Raw genomic sequence first — 20,261 nt, forward strand, 5'->3', positions numbered from 1 at the left:
ATCCAGCTTAGGTCACTCGTCCTCGACAGCGGTCGTCGACAGGGCGGCTTCCCCAGACATGCGGCGGGTGCCTCGGCGGCGCGGATCGCGGAGCACGCTGGCTGCATGGTTCGATCCAGCAGACGCAAGAGCCGTGGCCACGGCCAGGCACCCGACTCCGCCTCCGGTCCCGGCGGCAGCTCCGAGCCGGCGCGCGATCGACGCCCGCCATCGGAGACGACGCTCGCGGGCTATCGCCTGCTCCGGCGCATCGCATCGGGTGAACGTGCCGATGTCTTCCTCGCGGCCGTCGACGGCCCTGCCGAGGATCCGGCGCCGCTCGTGGTCGTACGGGTCTACGACGCCGCAGCGAGCGGAGCGGCGATCGCTCTCGAGATCGAGGCGATGTCGACGGATGCGTCGGGGTCGCTGCCCGCCCTCTTCGACATCGCGACACTCGACGACGGGCGCTGCGCGCTGGCCGTCGAACGAATCGCCGGCGCCCCGATCTCCCGCGTGATCGCCGAGCGCCGTCTCGCCCCGGGCGAAGCGGTGACCGTGCTCGCCCCGATCGCCGTCGCGGTCGGCGAACTCGCGCGTCATGGATTCGTCCACACCCGGCTGTCGCCCGGAGACGTGCTGCTCGACGGCCGAGGGCGACCCCGACTGATCGGCCTCGGCGGGCTCGAGCGGCTCTCGGTGTCGCCCCAGGAACGCACACCGCTGCTTCGCGCGGGCCACGTCGCCCTTGCCGAGCTGGTCGCCGAGGTCGTGGCGGCGACCGAGCGACCGGAACTCTTCGCGGACGTCCTCGATCTCGTGGAGTCACGTCTGACGATGCGGCCGTTCGCTCCGTGCGAGGCGGAACTCGAGCGTGCGCTCTTCGCAGCCGCCGATCCGGCTCCGGTCCGCGGCATCGCCGCCGCCGCTCCAAGGGGGCTGCCCTCGCGAGTGACGGTGCCGCTCGAGCTCGGGACGCGGGCCGACCGGCGCGACGGTGCGTACGACGGAGATGACGGGGGCGCATCCGACCCGCCGGCGCGGAGCGCGATCCGTGCCGTCCTCGACCTCGCGCAGTGGCCTGCATTCCTCGCCGATGGTCGTCGGAGCGGCGACGTCGCCGAGGCTCCCGAAGCACGAGGCGCGCCGCCGGACGTCAGGAAGGGGGTGCAGGCGATGCTGCGGCGGCGACGCCCGGCACTCGTCGTCGCCTCGCTCATCGGCGGGGGAGCGCTGGTCCTGCTGCTGACGCTCGTGCCGCCGAAGTCGGTCGATGCCGCGCCCTCCGAGACTGGAGCCCGGACCGCTGCGCCGGTGGCCGAGACCTCCGACCGTGACCCGGCGACGAACCCGCCCTCGCTCGATGCGGTCTCCGGTGACGACCCTGTGGCTGCCGTTCAGGCGCTGCTCGTGCAGCGTGCCGAGTGCTTCGACCGGCTCGATCTGGCATGTCTCGAGTCGATCCTCCAGCCCGGTTCCGCTGCTGAAGCCGCCGAAGTCGCGGCGATGGGCATCGCGCGCGACGGCGGAGAAGCGCCGCCGGCGTTCGACGCCTCTGGCGCCGCTGTGACCGCCGAGATGGGTTCGGCGGTACTCGTCACCGTTCCCTATGCATCGGGCGAACGAGAACCGGCCTCGCTCCTCGTGATGAGGGGCGAGGCCGGTTGGCGACTCCGAGAGATCTTCGACTAGATGCCGAGGTCCGACTCGAACGCGCCCTCTTCGAGCCGCTGCTTGACGGCGGTGAGGAAGCGGGCTGCGTCGGCGCCGTCGATGATCCGGTGGTCGTACGAGAGCGCGAGGTAGACCATCGAGCGAACGGCGATCGCGTCGGCGCCGTCGGTCGAGACGACCACGGGGCGCTTCACGACGGTGCCGGTGCCGAGGATCGCCGACTGCGGCAGGAACACGACCGGCGTGTCGAAGAGCGCACCGCGCGAACCGGTGTTCGTCAGGGTGAAGGTGCCCCCGGACAGCTCGTCGGGCTTCAGCTGGTTGTTGCGCGTGCGCTCGGCGAGGTCGGCGATCTGCGCGGCGAGGCCGGCGATGTCGAGCTCGGCCGAGTCGCGGATCACCGGGGTGAGGAGTCCGCGCTCGGTGTCCACCGCGATGCTCATGTTCTCCTGCGCCGGGTAGACGATGCTGTCACCGTCGACCGTGGAGTTGATGATCGGGTACGCACGCAGTGCCTCGGCCGCGGCCATGGCGAAGAACGGCAGGAAGGAGAGCTTGTTGCCGGTCTTCGCGAGGAAGTCGCCCTTCACCTTGTCGCGCAGGCGCGCAACCCGGGTCACGTCGACCTCGACGACCGTCGTGAGCTGCGCGGTCGACGTCATCGAGACGACGGCGCGCTCGGCGACGACCTTGCGAAGGCGCGTCATCGGCACGGTGGTGCCGCGCAGCGGCGAGACCTCGAGCGGCTGACGTGCGGGAGCCGCTTCAGCGGACGCCGCAGGCGCGACGTTCGCGGAGATGACGTCCTGCTTGCGGATGCGACCGCCGACACCGGTGCCGGTGACACTGGCGAGGTCGACGCCCTGCTCGTTCGCGAGCTTGCGGACGATCGGCGTGACGTAGCCGGCGGGACCGGCGTGCGAGCCACCGGTCGGGGCAGGCGCAGCAGGAGCAGCAGGTGCCTGGGCAACGGGCTCGGCGACCGGCGCAGCAGGAGCAGCAGGAGCAGCAGGTGCCTGGGCAACGGGCTCGGCGACCGGTGCAGCCGGAGCAGCAGGTGCCTGGGCGACCGGCTCGGCGACCGGCGCAGCAGGAGCTGCCGGTGCCTGGGTGACCGGCTCGGCGACCGGAGCTGCGGGTGCCTGGGCAACCGGCTCGGCGGCCGGCGCCGCGGGGGCGGCCGGTGCTTCGGGCTCTGCAGGGGCCGCCGGAGCAGCCTCGGTCGCGGGCGCTGCGGCCTCGGGCGCGGCGGGAGCAGCAGCTGCACCCGATCCATCGCCGATCGTCACGAGCGCGGTGCCGACCTCGGCGGTCTCGTCCTCCTGGACGAGGATCGCCTCGATGACACCCGCGACGGGCGACGGGATCTCGGTGTCGACCTTGTCGGTCGAGACCTCGAGCAGCGGCTCGTCGACCTCGACACGGTCGCCGACATTCTTCAGCCAGCGGGTGACCGTGCCCTCAGTGACACTCTCTCCGAGTGCCGGGAGGCTGACGGATTCGCTCATGCGCTTGTCTCCTTCACAGCGTGGGAACGCTTTCTAGCTTATTGCAGTCGTGGATGGGATCGACGGGATCAGATGGCGTGGAGCGGCTTGCCGGCCAGCTTCAGCACGGCTTCGCCGAACGCCTCGCCCTGGGTCGGGTGGGCGTGGATGAAGGGGGCGATGTCTTCGGGGTACGCCTCCCAGTTCACGGCGAGCTGCGCCTCGGCGATGAGCTCGCCCACCCGGCCGCCGATCATGTGGACGCCGACGATGGGGCCCTCGTTGACTCGGACGACCTTGATCGAACCCGACGTGCCGAGGATCGAGCTCTTGCCGTTGCCGGCGAGGTTGTACTCGAAGGCCGACACCTGGTCGGCGCCGAACTTCTCGGCAGCCTTGGCCTCGGTGTAGCCGACGGAGGCGACCTCGGGCTCGCAGTACGTGATCTTCGGGATGTTCACGTCTTCGACGACGATCGGAGCGAGGCCCGCGATCTCCTCGGCGATGAAGATGCCCTGCTGGTAGCTGCGGTGCGCGAGCTGGAGTCCGGGGACGATGTCGCCGGCTGCGTAAACGCCGGGGACGCTCGTCCCGAGTCGGTCGTTCGTGATGACGAAGCCGCGGTCGATCGTGATGCCGGCCTCTTCGTAGCCGAGGTTCTGCGTGACGGGCCCACGGCCGACGGCGACGAGCAGCAGCTCGGCCTCGTAGGTGGTGCCGTTCTCGAGCGTCACGACGACGCCGTCGTCGTTCTGGGTCACGCTCTGGAAGCGCACGCCGAGCGAGTACTCGATGCCGCGCTTGCGGAACGCGCGCTCGAGCTGCTTGGAGATCGTCTCCTCCTCGTTGGGCACGAGGTGGGGCAGGGCTTCGATGATGGTGACGTCGGCGCCGAAGGAGTTCCAGACGCTCGCGAACTCGACGCCGATGACGCCGCCGCCGAGCACGGCGACCTTCTTGGGGATGAAGTCGAGCTCGAGGGCCTGCTCGCTCGTGATGACGCGGCCGCCGATCTCGAGTCCGGGGAGCGAACGCGAGTACGAGCCGGTGGCGAGCACGACGTTCTTGCCGACGTAGCGGTCGTCGCCGACGGCCACGGCGTTCGCGCCGACGAGGCGGCCCTCACCGGCGACAACGGGGATGCCGCGAGCCTTCAGAAGGCCCTGCAGGCCCTTCCACTTGCTCGCGACGATGCCCTCGCGGTAGGCCGAGACGCCCGCGATGTCGACGCCCTCGAAGGAGGCCTTGACGCCGTACTTCGCAGATTCGCGGGCCACCTCGGCGACCTCTGCAGAGTGCAGGAGGGCCTTCGTGGGGATGCAACCGCGGTGCAGACATGTGCCGCCGAGCTTGTCCTTCTCGATCACCACGGCGGTCATGCCGAGTTCGACGGCACGGATCGCAGCGGCGTAGCCGGCGCTGCCTCCGCCCAGGACGACAATGTCAAAGTTCTGCTCGGACAAACGCTCTCTCCCTTGCGCACCAGATCTGCGACACGGACTGCCCCCGGTTCGTTGCCGGGACAGGGTGTATGGGCGACGTTCTCGCCCATATGACCTTACTACCCTGCGGCGAGCTGCTCGCCCAGGCGGACGAGCGTGCGGACGGCGACCCCCGTGGCGCCCGACCCGGTGAAGCCGTAGCCGGCCGCGGTGTTGTTGGAGGGCCCCGCGATGTCGAGGTGCGCCCACGGGATCCGGGTCTCGGCTTCTCGGCGGACGCCGACGAACTCCTGCAGGAAGACGCCCGCGAGGAGCATCCCCGGCACGGTCATGCCGAGCTTGGTGTTCGCGAGGTCGGCCACATCGGACTTCAGGTACTGCATGAGGTCGCGGGGGAGCGGCATCGGCCAGGTCGACTCGTCGACCGAGTCCGCGGCGGCCCGCACCTGTCCGACGAGGTCGTCGTCGCCCATGAGGCCTGCGATGCGGTGGCCGAGGGCGACCACCTGCGCGCCGGTGAGGGTCGCGACGTCGACGATCGCGTCGGGCTGATCCTCGCTCGCGGCCACCAGTCCGTCGGCCAGCACGAGTCGGCCCTCCGCGTCGGTGTTGATGACCTCGACGGTCTTGCCGCCGCGGATGCGCAGCACGTCGTTCGGCCGCACCGCGGTCGACGAGGGCAGGTTCTCGGCGATGCAGAGCCAGCCGGTCACCCGGAGCGGCACGCCGATCTCGGCGAGGGCCACCATGGCCGAGAGCACCGTCGCGGCGCCCGCCATGTCGGTCTTCATGCCGACGAGGGAGTTCATGGGCTTCAGCGAGATGCCGCCCGAGTCGTACGTGATGCCCTTGCCGACGAGGGCGAGGTGAACGGATGCCCCGGCAGGAGTGTAGTCGAGGCGCACGAGTCGGGGGCCGCGGCTCGAGCCCTGGCCGACCGCCAGGATCCCGCCGAAGCCGTCGTCGGCGAGTGCCTGCTCGTCCCAGACCTTCGCAGCGATGCCGACGGCCGCGGCGGTCTCGACGGCGATGTCGGCGAGCCGTGCGGGGAAGAGGTCGGCCGGTGGCATGTTGACGAGGTCCTTCGTCGTCGCGACGGCCGTCACGACCGCTCGGACCCGGTCGACGCCGACCACGGCGTCGTCGAGCACGGAGTGCAGCACGATGGCGGTCGGGCGGGGCTTCGGCTCCGAACGGAACCCGTCGTAGCCGTATGCGCCGAGGCCGGCGCCCTCGAGGAGGGCTGCTGCCGCGTCGGCGTCGTCCGTCGGAACGGCGATCGCCACCGTGAGCTCGCCCTTCAGCTGGCGGAGGGCGGCACCTGCGGCGAGACGGAGGCTCGCGGCATCCGCTCGCTCGCCGACGCCGACGATCGCGACGACGCGCGGGCCACCGGGCGTGCCGGGGATGCGGGTGAACTCCTCGGCCGCGCCGCTCAGTTCGAGCGCCTCGAGCGCGGATTCGACCCACTCGAAGCCGGTCTCGGCCAGGAGTTCCGGGCCCTCGGCCCCCTTTCGGACGGCCAGCAGCACGACGTCGGCGTCGGAGGTGGAGGCGGGGGAGTCGGTCACGGAGAGGGTGGGAACAGCCATGCGGTCGATCGTACGTGTTCGCTCTCGGCATCACGTCGACGACCGGTGACCCGGAGGAGGCCGCGACGGGCGTCAGTAGGCTGGAAGCATGCGAGACCCCCGCTCCCTGTACGAGCTGAACCCCGACGTGAACGTTCCCGCCGGGCTTCCGCTGGTCGCGGGGCTCACCGGCTACGCCGATGCCGGCGGAGCCGTCGCGCAGACCACCGAGTACCTGCTCTCAACGCTCGACAGCACCGTCGTGGCATCCTTCGAGGCCGACGAGCTGCTCGACTACCGCGCCCGCCGACCGATCATCCTGTTCGAGGGCGACCACCTCACCGACTACACGCCACCGCGCCTGAGTCTCGACCTCGCCGTCGACGAACTGGGCCAGCAGTTCCTGCTGCTCACCGGATTCGAGCCCGATTACCAGTGGCAGCGGTTCAGCTCGGCGGTGCTCGACCTGATCGAGCGATTCGAGGTGTCGTCGACCACGTGGATCAACTCGATCCCCATGCCCGTGCCGCACACCCGACCGGTCGGCGTGACCGTGAGCGGCAACCGCTCGGAACTCATCGAGGCGATGTCGATCTGGCGCCCGACGACGCAGGTGCCCGCCAACGTGCTCCACTTGGTCGAATTCCGGCTCCAGGCGCTCGATCACCCCACGACGGGGTTCGTGCTGCTGATTCCGCACTACCTCTCCGACGCTGAATACCCCTCGGCCGCGATCACCGCGCTCGAGGCGATCAGTGCCGCGACCGGGCGCATCTTCCCGACCGATGCGCTGCGCGAGCAGGGCCGGGACTTCGTCGCCCGCATCGACGAGCAGGTCTCCGAGAACGCCGAGCTCGCGAAGCTCGTCGGCACGCTCGAGCAGCGGCACGACTCGTACATGGAGGGCACCACGCTCCGGTCGCCCCTCACCGACGAAGACGGCGAACTGCCGTCGGCCGACGAGATCGCCGCCGAGCTCGAGAAGTTCCTCGCCTTCCGCCGCGCGAACGACGACGACACGCCGCGCGGGCGCTGAGCCGCGGGGGAATGCCCGTCGGCGGCTCGATGTTGTAGCAACGAGAGGGCGAGTCGGACCCCGATCAGGCGTACTGCGGAGCTGACGTCTGTATAATGGGGGCAGGACCCGTTCTGGCCCGCTGGCGTGGTGAAAGACCATGCCGATGCAGCGGACTTGACATGGGTCCTCATAGTGTCCGAAAACGACCGGACCGAGTGCATGAGCCGAGTCCGCGAGGGCACGCGGGCACGACGGTAGGAGAGGTAACGAATGGCAACGACGAAAGCGACGACGGCTGCGAGCGAGGCGGAGAAGCCTGCTGCGAAGCGCGCGACCGCCGCGAAGTCGACCGCCGCGAAGACGACGGCGAAAGCCGCGGCCACCCCCGCGACGAAGACGCCGCGCGCAACTACCGCGAAGACCGCGACGAAGCCACGCGCGAAGGCGAAGGCCAAGAGCGACGACGATGAGGGCGAAGAGGTCGTCGACCTCGAGGTCGTCGAGGGCGCCGACGATTCGGCAGCCGACGGCGACGACGACGACACGAAGGCCGTCGCGGTCGAGCCGCATCCCACCGGCGCGCTCGTGCTGCGCGCCGTCGACGACGAAGACGAGGTCCCGGTCTACTCGAGCGCCATCACCGGCGCGACGGCCGACCCCGTCAAGGACTACCTGAAGCAGATCGGCAAGGTCGCGCTCCTGAACGCGGCCGAAGAAGTCGAGCTCGCGATGCGCATCGAGGCGGGCCTGTTCGCCGAAGAGAAGCTCTCGCACATGACCGACGCCGAGAAGCGCTCGCAGCTCGGCCGCGAACTCCAGTGGGTCGCGAAAGACGGCCAGCGCGCCAAGAGCCACCTGCTCGGCGCGAACCTCCGCCTCGTGGTCTCGCTCGCCAAGCGCTACACGGGTCGCGGCATGCAGTTCCTCGACCTCATCCAAGAGGGCAACCTGGGCCTCATCCGTGCGGTCGAGAAGTTCGACTACACCAAGGGCTTCAAGTTCTCGACCTACGCGACGTGGTGGATCCGCCAGGCGATCACGCGCGCCATGGCCGACCAGGCTCGCACCATCCGCATCCCCGTGCACATGGTCGAGGTCATCAACAAGCTCGCCCGCGTGCAGCGCCAGATGCTCCAAGACCTGGGTCGCGAACCCACGCCCGAAGAGCTCAGCCGCGAACTCGACATGACCCCCGAGAAGGTCATCGAGGTGCAGAAGTACGGCCGTGAGCCCATCTCGCTGCACACGCCGCTCGGTGAAGACGGCGACAGCGAGTTCGGCGACCTCATCGAGGACACGGAAGCGGTCGTGCCGGCCGACGCGGTGGGCTTCACGATGCTGCAGAAGCAGCTCGAGTCGCTCCTCGACTCGCTGAGCGAGCGCGAGGCGGGCGTCATCCGCATGCGCTTCGGCCTCGGCGACGGCATGCCGAAGACCCTCGACCAGATCGGCGACACTTTCGGCGTGACGCGCGAGCGCATCCGCCAGATCGAGTCGAAGACGATGGCGAAGCTGCGTCACCCCTCGCGTTCGCAGTCGCTCCGCGACTACCTCGAGTAGGCCGCCAGTGCGCTACGCCCCGGCGATCCTCGTCGGCAGGCTCACCCGATTCGCCGCCCGGCTGCGCAAGCCCGGCGGCGGATCGGCTGTTCCGGGCCTCGTCGTCAACCGCATCGCACCGAAGTACCTGAAGCGCACCCTCTCCGGCTTCCCCCAGGGGCTCGTGGTCGTCTCGGGATCGAGCGGCAAGTCGACCACGACGAAGATGCTCGTCGCGATCCTCCGCGCGCACGGCGTCGACGTCTTCACCAATCCGTCGACGGCGAACATCAGCCAGGGCCTCACCTCCGCTCTGCTCGAACAGGCCGACTGGCGCGGGCGCGTGCCCGGCGACGTCGCGGTGCTCGAGATGGACGAGGGCCACGGCGCCCTCGTCATGCAGGGCGTCGACGCCCGCGTCGTGTGCCTCACCAACGTCATGGTCGACCAGATCGACCGGTTCCACGACTCGGAGATGGTCGCCTCGATGCTCGGCCGCATCGCGGCACGGGCCGGCGAGTCGATCGTCGTGAACGCTGACGACGCGTACCTCGAGCGCCTCGCCGAACGGGTGCGCCCCGAGGTCGCCGTGCACCGCTTCGGCGTCACCGAATCCGTGCTCGCGGCGTCGCCCCGCGGCCTCGGCTACACCGAGACGAGCGACACCCGGCTCTCGAGCGGCACCGATGTGCTCGTCGAGGCGGTCGACGGCGCCGCTGCGGTGCTCGACGACGCCGGTGCATCCGTCTCGATCGGCCTGCCGGCACGCGGCGTGCACTACGCCGTCGATGCGGCCGCCGCGTACGCCACCGCGAAGGCGGTGCTCGGCGACCGCTTCTCCAGCTCAACCGCGGCGGACGCACTGAGCGCGATCCCCGCCGTGTTCGGGCGTGGCGAGCGCACCGTCGTTCGCGGCCACGACGTCGAGTTCGTGCTCGTGCAGAACCCTGCGAGCTACCAGCTCAACGTCGACAGCATCGCGCCGGGCACCGAGCAGATCCTCTTCGCGATCGGTTCCGATGTGCGCGATCCCTCCTATTTCTGGCCGACGGATGCCGGCTCCCTCGGGAGGGTTTCTATCGTGTCGGGTTCGAAGTCGGCGGAGGCCGCGCTCATGCTCGCCTACGACGGAGTCGAGATCGATCGCGTCGAGCCCGACCTCGGTACGGCCGTCGACGACTTCCTGGCGATGCCGGAACCCGCTTCCGGCGTCAAGACGATCGTCTTCACCGCCGACGCGATGCGCCGCACTCGTGCCCACCTCGGACTCGCTGGAGCAGAATGACCCTCACGATCGTCTCGTTGCTTCCCCGGCTGCAGAACACGAACGGCGATGCCGAGAACGCCCGCGTGCTCTCGACGCGCGCGCGGTGGGCCGGCCTCGACGCCGAGGTCGTCGAGGTCGAGTCGGCCGCAGAGCTGCCGCCGCGCGTCGACGCGATCGTGCTCGGGTCCGGGAGCGACTCGTCGCTCGACGAGAGCCGCGGGCTGCTCCTCACGATGCACGACGAGTTCCGCCGGTGGGGCACCGAGGGCGTGCCGATCCTCTCGATCGGCACCGGCTGGGAGCTGCTGAGCTGGGGCATCGAGCTCGCGAGCGGTCGGAGCGTCGAGGGCCTCGGCATCCTGCCCGGCCGCTCGGTGCCGCGCGCGAGTCGCGTGACCGGTGACGTCGTGGTGAAGAGTCCGCGCTTCGGAATGCTCGTCGGATTCGAGAACCACGCGCGTGACTACGTCGGCGCCGAGGCATCCCCGCTCGGCCGCATCCGTGCCGGTCACGGCAACGGCCGCGACTCCGGGCAGGAGGGCGCGGTCATGGGCGACGTCTACGGCACCCACCTGCACGGCCCGGTGCTCGCCAAGAACCCCGTGTTCGCCGATCGCCTGCTCGAGACCATGGCCTCCAGGGTCGGGCTCGAATACGTGGCGGGGGAGCAGGCGCAAGCTGTCGACGCCTACGCCTCGGCAGCTCGTGCCGCGCAGCTGGCTGCGGCGGGCGTCTCACTGCCCACGACCTGACGCGTTCGCGCGCTGCGATGTCGGACGTGCGCACGTCGACCCGGGCGTCGGCGAGCCGTGCTCACGCGTCGTCCCGAGTGGTGAAACGACGAACGCCCCGGACGAGCCGGGGCGTTCGTTCGTGAAGCCGGTGGGTCAGCTGCGGTCGGCGAGCAGCTTGCTCGACTCGTCGTGCCAGCTGTGCGCGATCTGCGAGAGCTTCTCCTGGTGCTTGCGGCCGTGGTGGGCGCAGAACAGCAGTTCGCCGCTCGCGACGACGACGCGGATGTACGCCTGCGCACCGCAGGCATCGCATCGATCGAGCGCGGTGAGCTCGTAAGGGGTCTCGAGTTCATCGACCGCACCGGTGGTCTCGGTGTACTGGGTCATGGCTCCTCCTTCGTCGCTCACGCGTGGTGTTCCGTTCATCAATGAAAACACGAGTGAGGGCAGGTTCCTTCCGTTGGGCCGGGCATTTCGCTCAGCGCGTAGTGGCTGAATGGATGTGTCGGCGGCGCTCAGTAGGCTTGTTCGACGTGAGCTCCGATTATTCCGCCCGCCATCTCTCCGTGCTCGAGGGCCTCGAGGCCGTGCGCAAGCGACCCGGCATGTACATCGGTTCGACCGACTCCCGGGGGCTCATGCACTGCCTCTGGGAGATCATCGACAACGCCGTCGACGAGTCGCTCGCGGGTCACGGCACCGAGATCGGCGTGACGCTGCACCCCGACGGCAGCGTCGAGGTGCGCGACCGAGCGCGCGGCATCCCGGTCGACATCGAGCCCAAGACCGGGCTGTCGGGCGTCGAGGTCGTGTTCACGAAGCTGCACGCGGGCGGCAAGTTCGGGTCGGGCTCCTACGCGGCCTCCGGCGGCCTGCACGGCGTCGGCGCCTCGGTCGTCAACGCGCTCTCCGAACGTCTCGACGTCGAGGTCGATCGCGATGGCAAGACCTGGGCCATGTCGTTCCACCGCGGTGAGCCCGGCAACTTCGCCGACTCCGGTGCGCCGTCGCCCGACGCACCGTTCACGCCGTTCGAGCAGCGCAGCGAGCTCCGCGTGGTCGGCAAGGTGGCGAAGGGCGTCACCGGCACGCGTATCCGGTACTGGGCCGATCGCCAGATCTTCACGAAGGGCGCCGAGTTCCAGACCGAGGAGCTGCTCGGTCGCGCGCGGCAGACCGCATTCCTCGTCCCCGGGCTCGCGATCGACGTCACCGACGAACGCGGCGAGGCGCCGCACACGACGTCTTTCCAGTTCGAGGGCGGCATCTCCGAGTTCGTCGAGCACCTGGCAACGGATGCCCCGCTCACCGACGTCTGGCGCCTGACCGGCATCGGCCACTTCACCGAGACGGTGCCCGTGCTCACCGATGGCGGCGCGATGGTGCCGACCGAGCTGAAGCGCGAGTGCGTGGTCGACATCGCGCTGCGCTGGGGCACCGGTTACGACACGGTCATCCGCTCGTTCGTCAACATCATCGCCACGCCCAAGGGCGGCACGCACCAGGCCGGGTTCGATCAGGGGCTCCTGAAGTTCCTGCGCCAGCAGGTCGAGCTCAACGCCCGTCGCCTGAAGGCCGGCAATGACAAGCTCGAGAAGGACGACGTGCTCGCGGGGCTCACCGCGGTCGTCACCGTGCGCCTGCCCGAGCCGCAGTTCGAAGGCCAGACGAAGGAGGTGCTCGGCACTCCCGCGGCGCGCGCCATCGTCTCGAGCGTGCTGACGAAAGAACTGGGTGCGCGTTTCTCCTCCACCAAGCGCGACGACAAGAACCAGTCGGCATTGCTGCTCGACAAGGTCGTCGCCGAGATGAAGTCCCGCATCTCCGCCCGCGCGCACAAAGAGACGCAGCGCCGCAAGAACGCGCTCGAGAGTTCGTCGCTGCCCGCGAAGCTCGTCGACTGCCGATCGAATGACGTCTCGCACAGCGAGCTGTTCATCGTCGAGGGCGACTCCGCGCTCGGGACCGCCAAGCTCGCCCGCGACAGCGAGCACCAGGCTCTGCTGCCGATCCGCGGCAAGATCCTCAACGTGCAGAAGGCGAGCGTGGCCGACATGCTCGCGAACGCCGAGTGCGCATCGATCATCCAGGTGATCGGCGCTGGGTCGGGTCGCAGCTTCGATCTCGAGGCCGCGCGCTACGGCAAGGTCATCCTGATGGCCGACGCCGACGTCGACGGGGCGCACATCCGCACGCTGCTGCTCACCCTCTTCTTCCGCTACATGCGACCGATGATCGAGCACGGCCGAGTCTTCGCCGCGGTGCCGCCGCTGCACCGGGTCGTTGTCATGAACCCGGGTTCGAAGCCGAACGAGACGATCTACACGTACTCCGAAGCCGAGCTCAAGGGCGTGCTCGCGACGCTCGATCGCCAGAAGAAGCGATATCAAGACCCTATCCAGCGGTACAAGGGCCTCGGTGAGATGGATGCCGATCAGCTCGCGACCACGACGATGGATCGCCGGCAGCGCACACTGCGTCGCGTGGGCATCGGCGACGCCGAGAATGCCGGTCGGGTGTTCGAGCTGCTCATGGGCACCGATGTCGCGCCTCGCAAGGAGTTCATCATCGAGAGTTCCGACGCGCTCGAGCGCGACCGCATCGACGCGTGACGTTCGACCGGTGCTCGGGGCTTCGGCTCACGACATGCCGCTGGGCCCGGTCGAGGACGACCGAGCCCAGCGGACTCTGACAACGCTCCGATGAGCGCGCGGTGACTCAGTTGCCGTAGAGCGCGACGGCCCCCGTGCGGTCGGAGTTCGTCATCGACAGGTCGTCGGACGAACCGTTGCACTGCGGGTAGTGCATGATCGATGACGAGTCGTACGGCGTCAGCGGCCGCCAGTTGTTGTCTTCGAAGCACGTGCCCGATTCCGGGCGCGTGTGCTCGTGCCGGAACCCGAGGGTGTGGCCGAGCTCGTGCCCGAGGATGTTGGTCGGCGTCCAGGAGCCGGAGCTCCAGATCGAGTCGTCGATGAGCACGTTCTGCTGCCGATCGGCCGTGCTCGGGAAGAACGCGCGGGCGATGTACTGCGAGGTCTGCACAGGCTCGACCGAGAACAGCACCGACTTGTTCCGCGTCGTGCACTGACCGTCGGCGCTGCCCACGTACACGAAGTTGATCTTCGAGGATGCGGACTCCCAGAGCGCTGCGCCGCTCGCCATCGCGTTGACGACGTCGGCGTGACGCGTTCCGAACTTCGTGCTGACGCAGTAGGTGAGATTGCCGACCTGCGAGGCCGACCACTTGTCGTCGGCGCCGTTGACCGTGTTGACGATGAGACCGTCGGTCGGCGTCTCGGGACCGACGAGCAGGTCGTAGAACTTCTTCAGGTCGCCCTTGTCCGAGAGCACCTCGTCTCCGTTGACGATGTAGCTGCCGTCGACGTCTCGGTAGGTCGACTCCGCGAACTCCTGGTAGGAGGGAACGTCATCGAGCGGGGTTGCGCCGGCGGCCGGGATTGCCGTGCCGACGGCGAGCGCGGCCGCCGCGGTGGCGGCGAGCGCGAGTGTTCTCGTGATTCTCATGCAGTGTGCTCCTTCTGAGATGAGCGATCTCCGTTCGCCTGGTCGGCGAGCGGATTCGGGTCCATGGAACGGGCGTCGTTGCCCGTGGATGAGCGTCATTGCTTGTCCCCCGAAGTGGGCACAAAAGTAGCCTGTGCGATTCCTGCGTGTCAAGGATTTCCAGGTGTTCCGCGTCAGGCGTGACCGGCGCGACCGTCGGTCGGCCTGATGTTCTGATTCAGGTGGAAGACGTTGCCGGGATCGTACGCGTCCTTGACGGCGGTCAATCGTGCGAGCTGTTCGGCCGGGTACGCGCGCCGAAGACCCGCGTCTCCATCATCGCCGAGCACGTTGACGTAGGCGCCGCTGGCGTAGCCGTCCATTCCGCTCGCGTAGCGGCGGGCGGCCGCCATCCGCGGCGCATCCTCGTCGGGCAAGCGCCAGCGGGAGGCGGCGACGAACTCGAACGCGGTGTCGCGCCTCGAGAAGGCGGTGGCGTCGCCGGGAACGTCTGCGATGGCGCCGCCGTAGGCCTGCAGGCTCACGTCGGGCGCGAGGTCGTCATCGCGGTCGAGGAGAGCGTCGATCAGGTCATCAGCGAGTTCGCGAAAGTAGTGACCCTTCCAGTACCGGCGCCAAGCGTGGCCCTCGACGTCGTCTTCGCGTGTCTGCAGCTGCAAGTAGCTGAGCGGATCGACGGAGTTCGCGATCGGCTCGGCCGCCTGGCGCAGGCGGGTCTCGAGGGAGTCGATGTGGCGACGAGCGTCGACGGCATCCCCGACCCACACGAAGCCGAGGGCGAGCGTCCGGCCCGAGATCGTCGCGGTGAAGGTCGCCTCGCGTGGGGCGTCGATGCTGAGGTCCCGCCACGCTCGCATCGCGGCGGTGGTCGAGCCGCCATCGAGCGAGAAGTGGAACTCGACGGCGATCGCGTCGCCGGGCACCGGGTGCAGTGCGAACTCGAACGCGGTGACGACACCGAAGTTGCCGCCGCCACCGCGAAGCGCCCAGTCGAGTTCGCGGTGCGAGTCGTGGTCGACCCGAAGTGACTCGCCGTCGGCCGTGACGAGCTCGAATGCGACCACGTTGTCGCAGGCGAGCCCGAGGCGCCTCGCGAGCCACCCCATGCCGCCGCCGAGTGCGAGCCCGCCGACGCCGGTGTGCGAGACGTTGCCCGCTGTCGTCGCGAGGCCGTACTCCTGCGAGGCTCGATCGAGAGCGCCGAGGAGAGCACCGCCCTGCACTCGCGCCCGCCGTCCGACCGCGTCGACCTGCACGTCGCCCATGGGGCGGAGGTCGATCATGAGACCGCCGTCGGGTACGGCGTGCCCGACGATGCCATGGCCACCGCAGCGCACGCCGATCTCGAGGTCGTTCCGGGTTGCGAACCGCACGGCGGCGGCGACGTCGGTCGCATCAGTGCAACAGACGACGTAGCGTGGATGCCGGTCGATCATGCCGTTCCAGACCGTGCGGGCCTCGTCGTACCCGTCGTCGCCGGGCTCCAGCACGTTCCCTGCGATGTCGTGCAACGTCGCGTGCGCCATGAATGCTCCCGTTCGCCCGTGGACCGGCGCGAGCGAACGCGGCGTTCACCGGCCGGCACGGCCGAATATGCTCCTCGGCAGTGCCGGCGTCAAGTCCGGCGGGCGTCGTCAGCCGATGCGCGTGCCGATCGCACCCACGACGGCCTCGAGGGGCTGTCCGGAGGCGTCTCGCTTGGCCCCGCTGTCTGGCAGGGTGCGAGCCGTGCCGTCAGGGCCGACGGCGAGGGCGGGGGAGGGACCGACCCAGGCGAGGTGCAGCGCATCTTCGCCCTTCAGGAACCGCTGCGCCCGCACACCGCCGGTCGCTCGGCCCTTCGCCGGGAACTCGGTGAAGTCGCTGACCTTGGCGCTGCCGGGGTCGGTGCCGAGGAGCGTGTCGGTCGTCGCCGCGATCGTGACGACGACGGTCTGCGGCACGTCATTCGCGGCGAGGCTCGTGAAGTGCACGACGTGCGCGCCGCTGCCGAGGTTGATGCCGGCCATGCCCCCTGCCGGGCAACCCTGCGGGCGTACCGACGAAGCCGGGAAGCGCAGCAACTGCGCGTCGCTCGCCACGAACACGAGTTCGTCGCCCTCGTCGCCCTGCACGGCGCCGACGACCTCGTCGCCGGCCTTCAGCCCGATCACCTCGAACTCGGGCTTGTTCGGGTACGCGCCGATCGCGACGCGCTTCACGACGCCCTGCTTCGTGCCGAGCGCGATCGAGCGATCGGCGTCGAGGGAGACGATCGCGAGCACCTTCTCGTCGCGGTTCGGCAGCGCCAGGTAGTCGCCGATCTTGACCCCCGCCCCGAGCTGCACCGAGGTCGGAGGCAGCATCGGCAGGTCGACGGGCGTGAATCGGATGAGTCGGCCGAGGCTCGTGACCGCGCCGATCTCGGCCCGGCTCGTCGTGTCGAGCGTCGAGCGGATCGCATCGTGCTTGCTGCGTCGGGCGGGCACGGTGATGACCGGGGGGCCGTCGTCGCCGACCGGCAGGTCGACGCGCGCGATGCGGCCGGTGGCCGAGAGGAAGACCCGGCACGGCACATCGGCGACCTCGAGGATCGCGGCGGCGCGCTTGGCCGCTGCGCCGGCGATACTCGGCCTGGCATCGGTGAGCAAGGTGCGACGGGGAGTGCCGAACCGTTCGGCGATCTCGGCGAGCTCATCGGACACGAGGGCCTCGATGCGGTGCCGGCTCGAGAGCAGCGCCTCGAGTTCGGCGATCTCGGCGCGCAGCTTGTCGCGCTCGGCCTCGAGCTCGATGCGCGAGAACTTCGTGAGTCGACGGAGCTGCAACTCGAGGATGTAGTCGGCCTGCACCTGGCTCAGGTCGAAGACCTCGATGAGGCGGGCGCGGGCTGCGGCGGTGTCGTCGCTGCCCCGGATGAGCTGGATGACCTCGTCGATGTCGAGGATCGCGATGAGCAGCCCGTCGACGAGGTGGAGCCGCTCGCGACGACGGGCCAGGCGGTACTCGGATCGGCGGGTGACGACCGAGATGCGGTGCGCAACGTAGACCTGGAGCAGTTCGCGCAATCCGAGGGTCTGGGGGCCGCCATCGACGAGGGCGACGTTGTTGATGTTGAACGAGTCCTCGAGCGGTGTGAGCCGGTAGAGCTGTTCGAGCACCGCTTCGGGGCTGAAACCGGTCTTGATGCCGATGACGAGCCGCAGACCGTTCGTGCGGTCGGTGAGGTCGGTGACGTCGGAGATGCCGTTGATCTTCTTGGCGTTCACCCCGTCTTTGATCTTCTCGATGACCTTCTCGGGGCCGACGAGGTAGGGCAGCTCGGTGACGACGAGGCCGGTCTTGCGAGCCGTGATCGACTCGACGCTGACCTTGGCTCGCGTCTTGAAGCTGCCGCGGCCGGTGGCGTAGGCGTCTTTGATGCCGGACAGGCCGACGATCGTGCCGCCCGTGGGCAGGTCGGGGCCCGGGACGTACTCCATGAGCTCGTCGAGCGTGGCGTTCGGGTGCGCGATGAGGTGCCGGGCAGCGCCGACGACCTCGATGAGGTTGTGGGGCGCCATGTTGGTCGCCATGCCGACCGCGATGCCGCTCGCACCGTTGACGAGCAGGTTCGGGTAGGCCGCAGGCAGCACCTCGGGCTGGGTGAGCTGGTTGTCGTAGTTCGGCACGAAGTCGACGACGTTCTCGTCGAGGCCCTCGGTCATCGCCAGGGCGGGGGAGGCGAGACGGGCCTCGGTGTAGCGCGAGGCTGCGGGGCCGTCGTCGAGCGAGCCGAAGTTGCCGTGGCCGTCGATGAGGGGCACGCGCAACGTGAAGGCCTGCGCCATGCGCACGAGGGTGTCGTAGATCGCGGTGTCGCCGTGCGGGTGGAGCTTTCCCATGACCTCGCCGACGACGCGCGCCGACTTGACGTGGCCGCGATCGGGTCGAAGCCCCATCTCGGTCATCTGATACAGGATGCGCCGTTGCACGGGCTTGAGACCGTCGCGGGCGTCGGGCAGGGCCCGGGAGTAGATGACCGAGTACGCGTATTCGAGGAACGAGCCCTGCATCTCTGCGGCGACGTCGACGTCTTCGATGCGCTCGACGATCGGGTCTTCAGCGGGCTGATTCTTTGCTCGGGTCATCCGTCGTCTCTGGGGCGGGCGTGCCGGGCACGCGGGAAACAGGGGCGCGCCCGGCCTGTGCCAGACTGGGCGCGATGTCTGCCATGCTACCGGTGCCCGCCGATACCGTCCCGCGCCTTGCCGGGGTGCTCGGCAGTTCGATGTCGGCCGTCCAGGGCCTCCCGAACGAACTGGGCCTTCCTCCGGCATCGGCCGTCGTCGTGGTGCTCGTCGACGGGCTGGGCGCCTCGAACATCCAGGCGCGGGCCGGGCACGCCAGGTTCCTCGCCTCGCGCATGGCGAAGCGCGACGTGCTGCGCACCGTGTTCCCCTCGACGACCGCGGCAGCGCTCGCGACCTTCGCGACAGGTCGCCCTCCCGGGGAGCACGGCCTCGTGGGCTACCGCGTGCTCGATGCCGCCCACGATCGTCTCGTCAACCAGCTCAGCGGGTGGGACGCGGGCATGCCGCCCGAGACCTGGCAGCGGCTTCCGACGCTCTTCGAGACGATGCGCGAGGCTGGCATCGCGAGCTACGCGATCGGCGCGGCACGCTACTCCGACTCGGGGTTCACCCGCGCCGTCCTCCGCGGGGCGGAGTACCGCCCCGGCGCATCCGTCGCCGATCGGTTCGCCGAAGCCGACCGCATCCTCGCGACCGGCGAGCGCGCCGTCGTCTACCTCTACGTTCCCGAGCTCGACCAGGCCGCGCACGCGCACGGTTGGGAGTCCGACAAGTGGCTCGGCCAGCTCGAGACGCTCGACGCCGAGCTGGCGGCGTTCGAGCGACGGATGCCGCGTGGCACGGGCCTGCTCGTCACCGCCGACCACGGTGTGGTCGATGTGCCCGCGCACCGACACGTCTTCGTCGACGACCGGCCGGAGCTGCTCGTCGGGGTGCGTCACGTCGGGGGAGAGCCGCGCTGCGTGGCCCTCTACTTCGAACCTGGGCTCGAGGCATCCGCTCGCACCGCGCTCGTCGAGGGCTGGCGCGCAGCCGAGGGCCACCGGTCGTGGGTGCTGAGCCGTGACGAGGCGATCGAGTCCGGGCTCTACGGCGAGGTCGCCGATGAGGTGCGCGACCGCATCGGCGACCTCGTGATCGCGGCTCGCGCGGGCATCGCGTACTACGACCGGCGGGAGCCGAACCGACAGGCTGAAGCCATGATCGGCCAGCACGGGTCGCTCAGCGACGAGGAGACCCGGGTTCCGCTCATCCGCGGCGGAGTGTTCAGCCGCAACTGACGCAGTCGACGATACCTGGGCCCGAGGCGGGCGACGGCGCCGCCCCGAGCCGTCCGATCATTCGGGGTAGTTCCAGCGCTTGACCTGCGGCTTCGGCAGGCGCAGCGGGCGCAGCTGCAGCGCGCGCATCGCGGCGTACCAGCGCACGCGCTCGACCTTGTCGGCGCCGAACTTGGCGGCGAGCTTCTTCGTGACGATGAAGCCGAGCACGACCGAGTCGATGACCGCGACGAGGAAGAACGCCCAGAGCGCCAGGATGCCGATGGACTGCACTTCGGGACTCGGCACGAAGGTCAGCAGGATGACGGCGAACATCACGGGGATGAGGACCTCGCCGATGGAGAACCGCGCGTCGACGTAGTCGCGCACGTACTTCTTCTGGGGGCCGCGGTCGCGGGCGGGCAGGTAGCGCTCGTCGCCGACCGCCATGCCGATGCGGGCACGCTCGCGCGACTCGGCAGCCTTGCTGCGCGCCTGCTTCGCCGCCTCCTTGCGGTCGTTCGGCACGAGCGGACGCTTGCGCGCCGCCTCCTGCTGCGCACGGCTCGGCGTGGGCGCACCCTTGCCGGCCTTCAGGCGAGCCTGGGTCTCTTCGAGCGTCTCTGCCTGCTTCGGCGTCTGGGCGCTCGGTTCTTCGGTGTTGTTCGGGTTCTTGGCCACGGGATTCCTCGAATCGGTCCCCTTAAGATT

15 protein-coding genes are annotated in these 20,261 nt (G+C 69.5%); 7 read left to right on the top strand and 8 right to left on the bottom strand.

The genetic code is table 11. The annotated features are described in order from the left end of the window. Positions 1–105 precede the first annotated feature (105 nt). Positions 106–1,671 carry a hypothetical protein gene (locus tag ASD23_RS07085; RefSeq protein WP_056008662.1) on the top strand — a complete coding sequence of 522 codons (1,566 nt, stop codon included), beginning with the start codon at positions 106–108 and terminating at the stop codon, positions 1,669–1,671. Here ASD23_RS07085 and sucB read toward each other — a convergent pair. The 3 genes from sucB to ASD23_RS07100 form a co-directional block, all read right to left on the bottom strand. Next, the gene (gene sucB, locus ASD23_RS07090; protein ID WP_056008666.1) at positions 1,668–3,161 is read right to left on the bottom strand and encodes a 2-oxoglutarate dehydrogenase, E2 component, dihydrolipoamide succinyltransferase; all 1,494 of its coding nucleotides are present in this window, start codon (positions 3,159–3,161) and stop codon (positions 1,668–1,670) included. The two genes, ASD23_RS07085 and sucB, sit on opposite strands and share 4 nt — an antisense overlap. 68 nt (positions 3,162–3,229) lie before the next feature. Further along, a complete protein-coding gene (gene lpdA / locus ASD23_RS07095; protein WP_056008669.1) occupies positions 3,230–4,603 on the bottom strand; it encodes a dihydrolipoyl dehydrogenase in 1,374 nt (457 codons plus the stop codon). Between the two features lie 98 nt (positions 4,604–4,701). Beyond that, the gene (locus ASD23_RS07100) at positions 4,702–6,174 is read right to left on the bottom strand and encodes a leucyl aminopeptidase (RefSeq protein ID WP_056008672.1); all 1,473 of its coding nucleotides are present in this window, start codon (positions 6,172–6,174) and stop codon (positions 4,702–4,704) included. 88 nt (positions 6,175–6,262) lie between these two features. Here ASD23_RS07100 and ASD23_RS07105 point away from each other — a divergent pair, with 88 nt between their 5' ends. The 4 genes from ASD23_RS07105 (at position 6,263) to ASD23_RS07120 (ending at position 10,729) form a co-directional block, all read left to right on the top strand. After that, positions 6,263–7,189 carry a proteasome assembly chaperone family protein gene (locus ASD23_RS07105; protein WP_056008681.1) on the top strand — a complete coding sequence of 309 codons (927 nt, stop codon included), beginning with the start codon at positions 6,263–6,265 and terminating at the stop codon, positions 7,187–7,189. Positions 7,190–7,441: 252 nt separating this feature from the next. Beyond that, positions 7,442–8,731 carry an RNA polymerase sigma factor gene (locus ASD23_RS07110; RefSeq protein WP_056008684.1) on the top strand — a complete coding sequence of 430 codons (1,290 nt, stop codon included), beginning with the start codon at positions 7,442–7,444 and terminating at the stop codon, positions 8,729–8,731. Between the two features lie 7 nt (positions 8,732–8,738). After that, positions 8,739–9,995: a Mur ligase family protein gene (locus ASD23_RS07115; protein ID WP_056008688.1), complete on the top strand. Its 1,257-nt coding sequence runs from the start codon at positions 8,739–8,741 to the stop codon at positions 9,993–9,995. Continuing rightward, the gene (locus tag ASD23_RS07120) at positions 9,992–10,729 is read left to right on the top strand and encodes a type 1 glutamine amidotransferase (protein WP_056008694.1); all 738 of its coding nucleotides are present in this window, start codon (positions 9,992–9,994) and stop codon (positions 10,727–10,729) included. The genes ASD23_RS07115 and ASD23_RS07120 overlap by 4 nt, the downstream gene beginning before the upstream one ends. A gap of 135 nt (positions 10,730–10,864) precedes the next feature. Here ASD23_RS07120 and ASD23_RS07125 read toward each other — a convergent pair whose 3' ends face one another. Continuing rightward, entirely contained in the window at positions 10,865–11,098 is a 234-nt protein-coding gene (locus ASD23_RS07125) for a DUF7455 domain-containing protein (protein ID WP_056008697.1), read from the bottom strand. A 113-nt stretch (positions 11,099–11,211) separates the two neighbouring features. On the opposite strand from ASD23_RS07125, the gene ASD23_RS07130 reads away from it, so the two are divergent. Next, on the top strand, positions 11,212–13,323 hold the full coding sequence (locus ASD23_RS07130; RefSeq protein ID WP_056008703.1) for a DNA gyrase/topoisomerase IV subunit B: 2,112 nt from the start codon (positions 11,212–11,214) through the stop codon (positions 13,321–13,323). A gap of 106 nt (positions 13,324–13,429) precedes the next feature. Here the strand turns inward: ASD23_RS07130 and ASD23_RS07135 are convergent, their stop codons facing one another. The 3 genes from ASD23_RS07135 to ASD23_RS07145 all read right to left on the bottom strand — a co-directional run bounded on the left by ASD23_RS07135 (position 13,430) and on the right by ASD23_RS07145 (position 18,348). Next, positions 13,430–14,239 carry a M57 family metalloprotease gene (locus tag ASD23_RS07135; RefSeq protein WP_056008706.1) on the bottom strand — a complete coding sequence of 270 codons (810 nt, stop codon included), beginning with the start codon at positions 14,237–14,239 and terminating at the stop codon, positions 13,430–13,432. Positions 14,240–14,412: 173 nt separating this feature from the next. Continuing rightward, positions 14,413–15,765, bottom strand: coding sequence for an FAD-binding oxidoreductase (locus tag ASD23_RS07140; protein ID WP_056008708.1), 1,353 nt, complete (start codon positions 15,763–15,765; stop codon positions 14,413–14,415). A gap of 108 nt (positions 15,766–15,873) precedes the next feature. Further along, a complete protein-coding gene (locus ASD23_RS07145; protein WP_056008711.1) occupies positions 15,874–18,348 on the bottom strand; it encodes a DNA gyrase/topoisomerase IV subunit A in 2,475 nt (824 codons plus the stop codon). Between the two features lie 74 nt (positions 18,349–18,422). Between ASD23_RS07145 and ASD23_RS07150 the strand changes: the two genes are divergently transcribed. After that, positions 18,423–19,571, top strand: a complete 1,149-nt coding sequence (locus ASD23_RS07150) for an alkaline phosphatase family protein (protein ID WP_056008714.1) — start codon at positions 18,423–18,425, stop codon at positions 19,569–19,571. A gap of 57 nt (positions 19,572–19,628) precedes the next feature. Here the strand turns inward: ASD23_RS07150 and ASD23_RS07155 are convergent, their stop codons facing one another. Further along, on the bottom strand, positions 19,629–20,231 hold the full coding sequence (locus tag ASD23_RS07155) for a DUF3043 domain-containing protein (protein ID WP_056008717.1): 603 nt from the start codon (positions 20,229–20,231) through the stop codon (positions 19,629–19,631). Positions 20,232–20,261 lie beyond the last annotated feature (30 nt).

Source organism: Agromyces sp. Root1464, from assembly GCF_001427265.1.
In the GTDB taxonomy this organism is placed as follows: domain Bacteria; phylum Actinomycetota; class Actinomycetes; order Actinomycetales; family Microbacteriaceae; genus Agromyces; species Agromyces fucosus.

What these genes read in the sequence shown, in the direction of transcription:
- ASD23_RS07120 (WP_056008694.1), top strand. Translation starts at nt 9,992, where the DNA reads ATGACCCTCACGATCGTCTCGTTGCTTCCCCGGCTGCAGAACACGAAC.
- ASD23_RS07130 (WP_056008703.1), top strand. Translation starts at nt 11,212, where the DNA reads ATGTGTCGGCGGCGCTCAGTAGGCTTGTTCGACGTGAGCTCCGATTAT.
- ASD23_RS07110 (WP_056008684.1), top strand. Translation starts at nt 7,442, where the DNA reads ATGGCAACGACGAAAGCGACGACGGCTGCGAGCGAGGCGGAGAAGCCT.
- ASD23_RS07135 (WP_056008706.1), bottom strand. Translation starts at nt 14,239, where the DNA reads ATGAGAATCACGAGAACACTCGCGCTCGCCGCCACCGCGGCGGCCGCG.
- ASD23_RS07150 (WP_056008714.1), top strand. Translation starts at nt 18,423, where the DNA reads ATGTCTGCCATGCTACCGGTGCCCGCCGATACCGTCCCGCGCCTTGCC.
- sucB (WP_056008666.1), bottom strand. Translation starts at nt 3,161, where the DNA reads ATGAGCGAATCCGTCAGCCTCCCGGCACTCGGAGAGAGTGTCACTGAG.
- ASD23_RS07105 (WP_056008681.1), top strand. Translation starts at nt 6,263, where the DNA reads ATGCGAGACCCCCGCTCCCTGTACGAGCTGAACCCCGACGTGAACGTT.
- ASD23_RS07140 (WP_056008708.1), bottom strand. Translation starts at nt 15,765, where the DNA reads ATGGCGCACGCGACGTTGCACGACATCGCAGGGAACGTGCTGGAGCCC.
- ASD23_RS07125 (WP_056008697.1), bottom strand. Translation starts at nt 11,098, where the DNA reads ATGACCCAGTACACCGAGACCACCGGTGCGGTCGATGAACTCGAGACC.
- ASD23_RS07100 (WP_056008672.1), bottom strand. Translation starts at nt 6,174, where the DNA reads ATGGCTGTTCCCACCCTCTCCGTGACCGACTCCCCCGCCTCCACCTCC.
- ASD23_RS07145 (WP_056008711.1), bottom strand. Translation starts at nt 18,348, where the DNA reads ATGACCCGAGCAAAGAATCAGCCCGCTGAAGACCCGATCGTCGAGCGC.
- ASD23_RS07085 (WP_056008662.1), top strand. Translation starts at nt 106, where the DNA reads ATGGTTCGATCCAGCAGACGCAAGAGCCGTGGCCACGGCCAGGCACCC.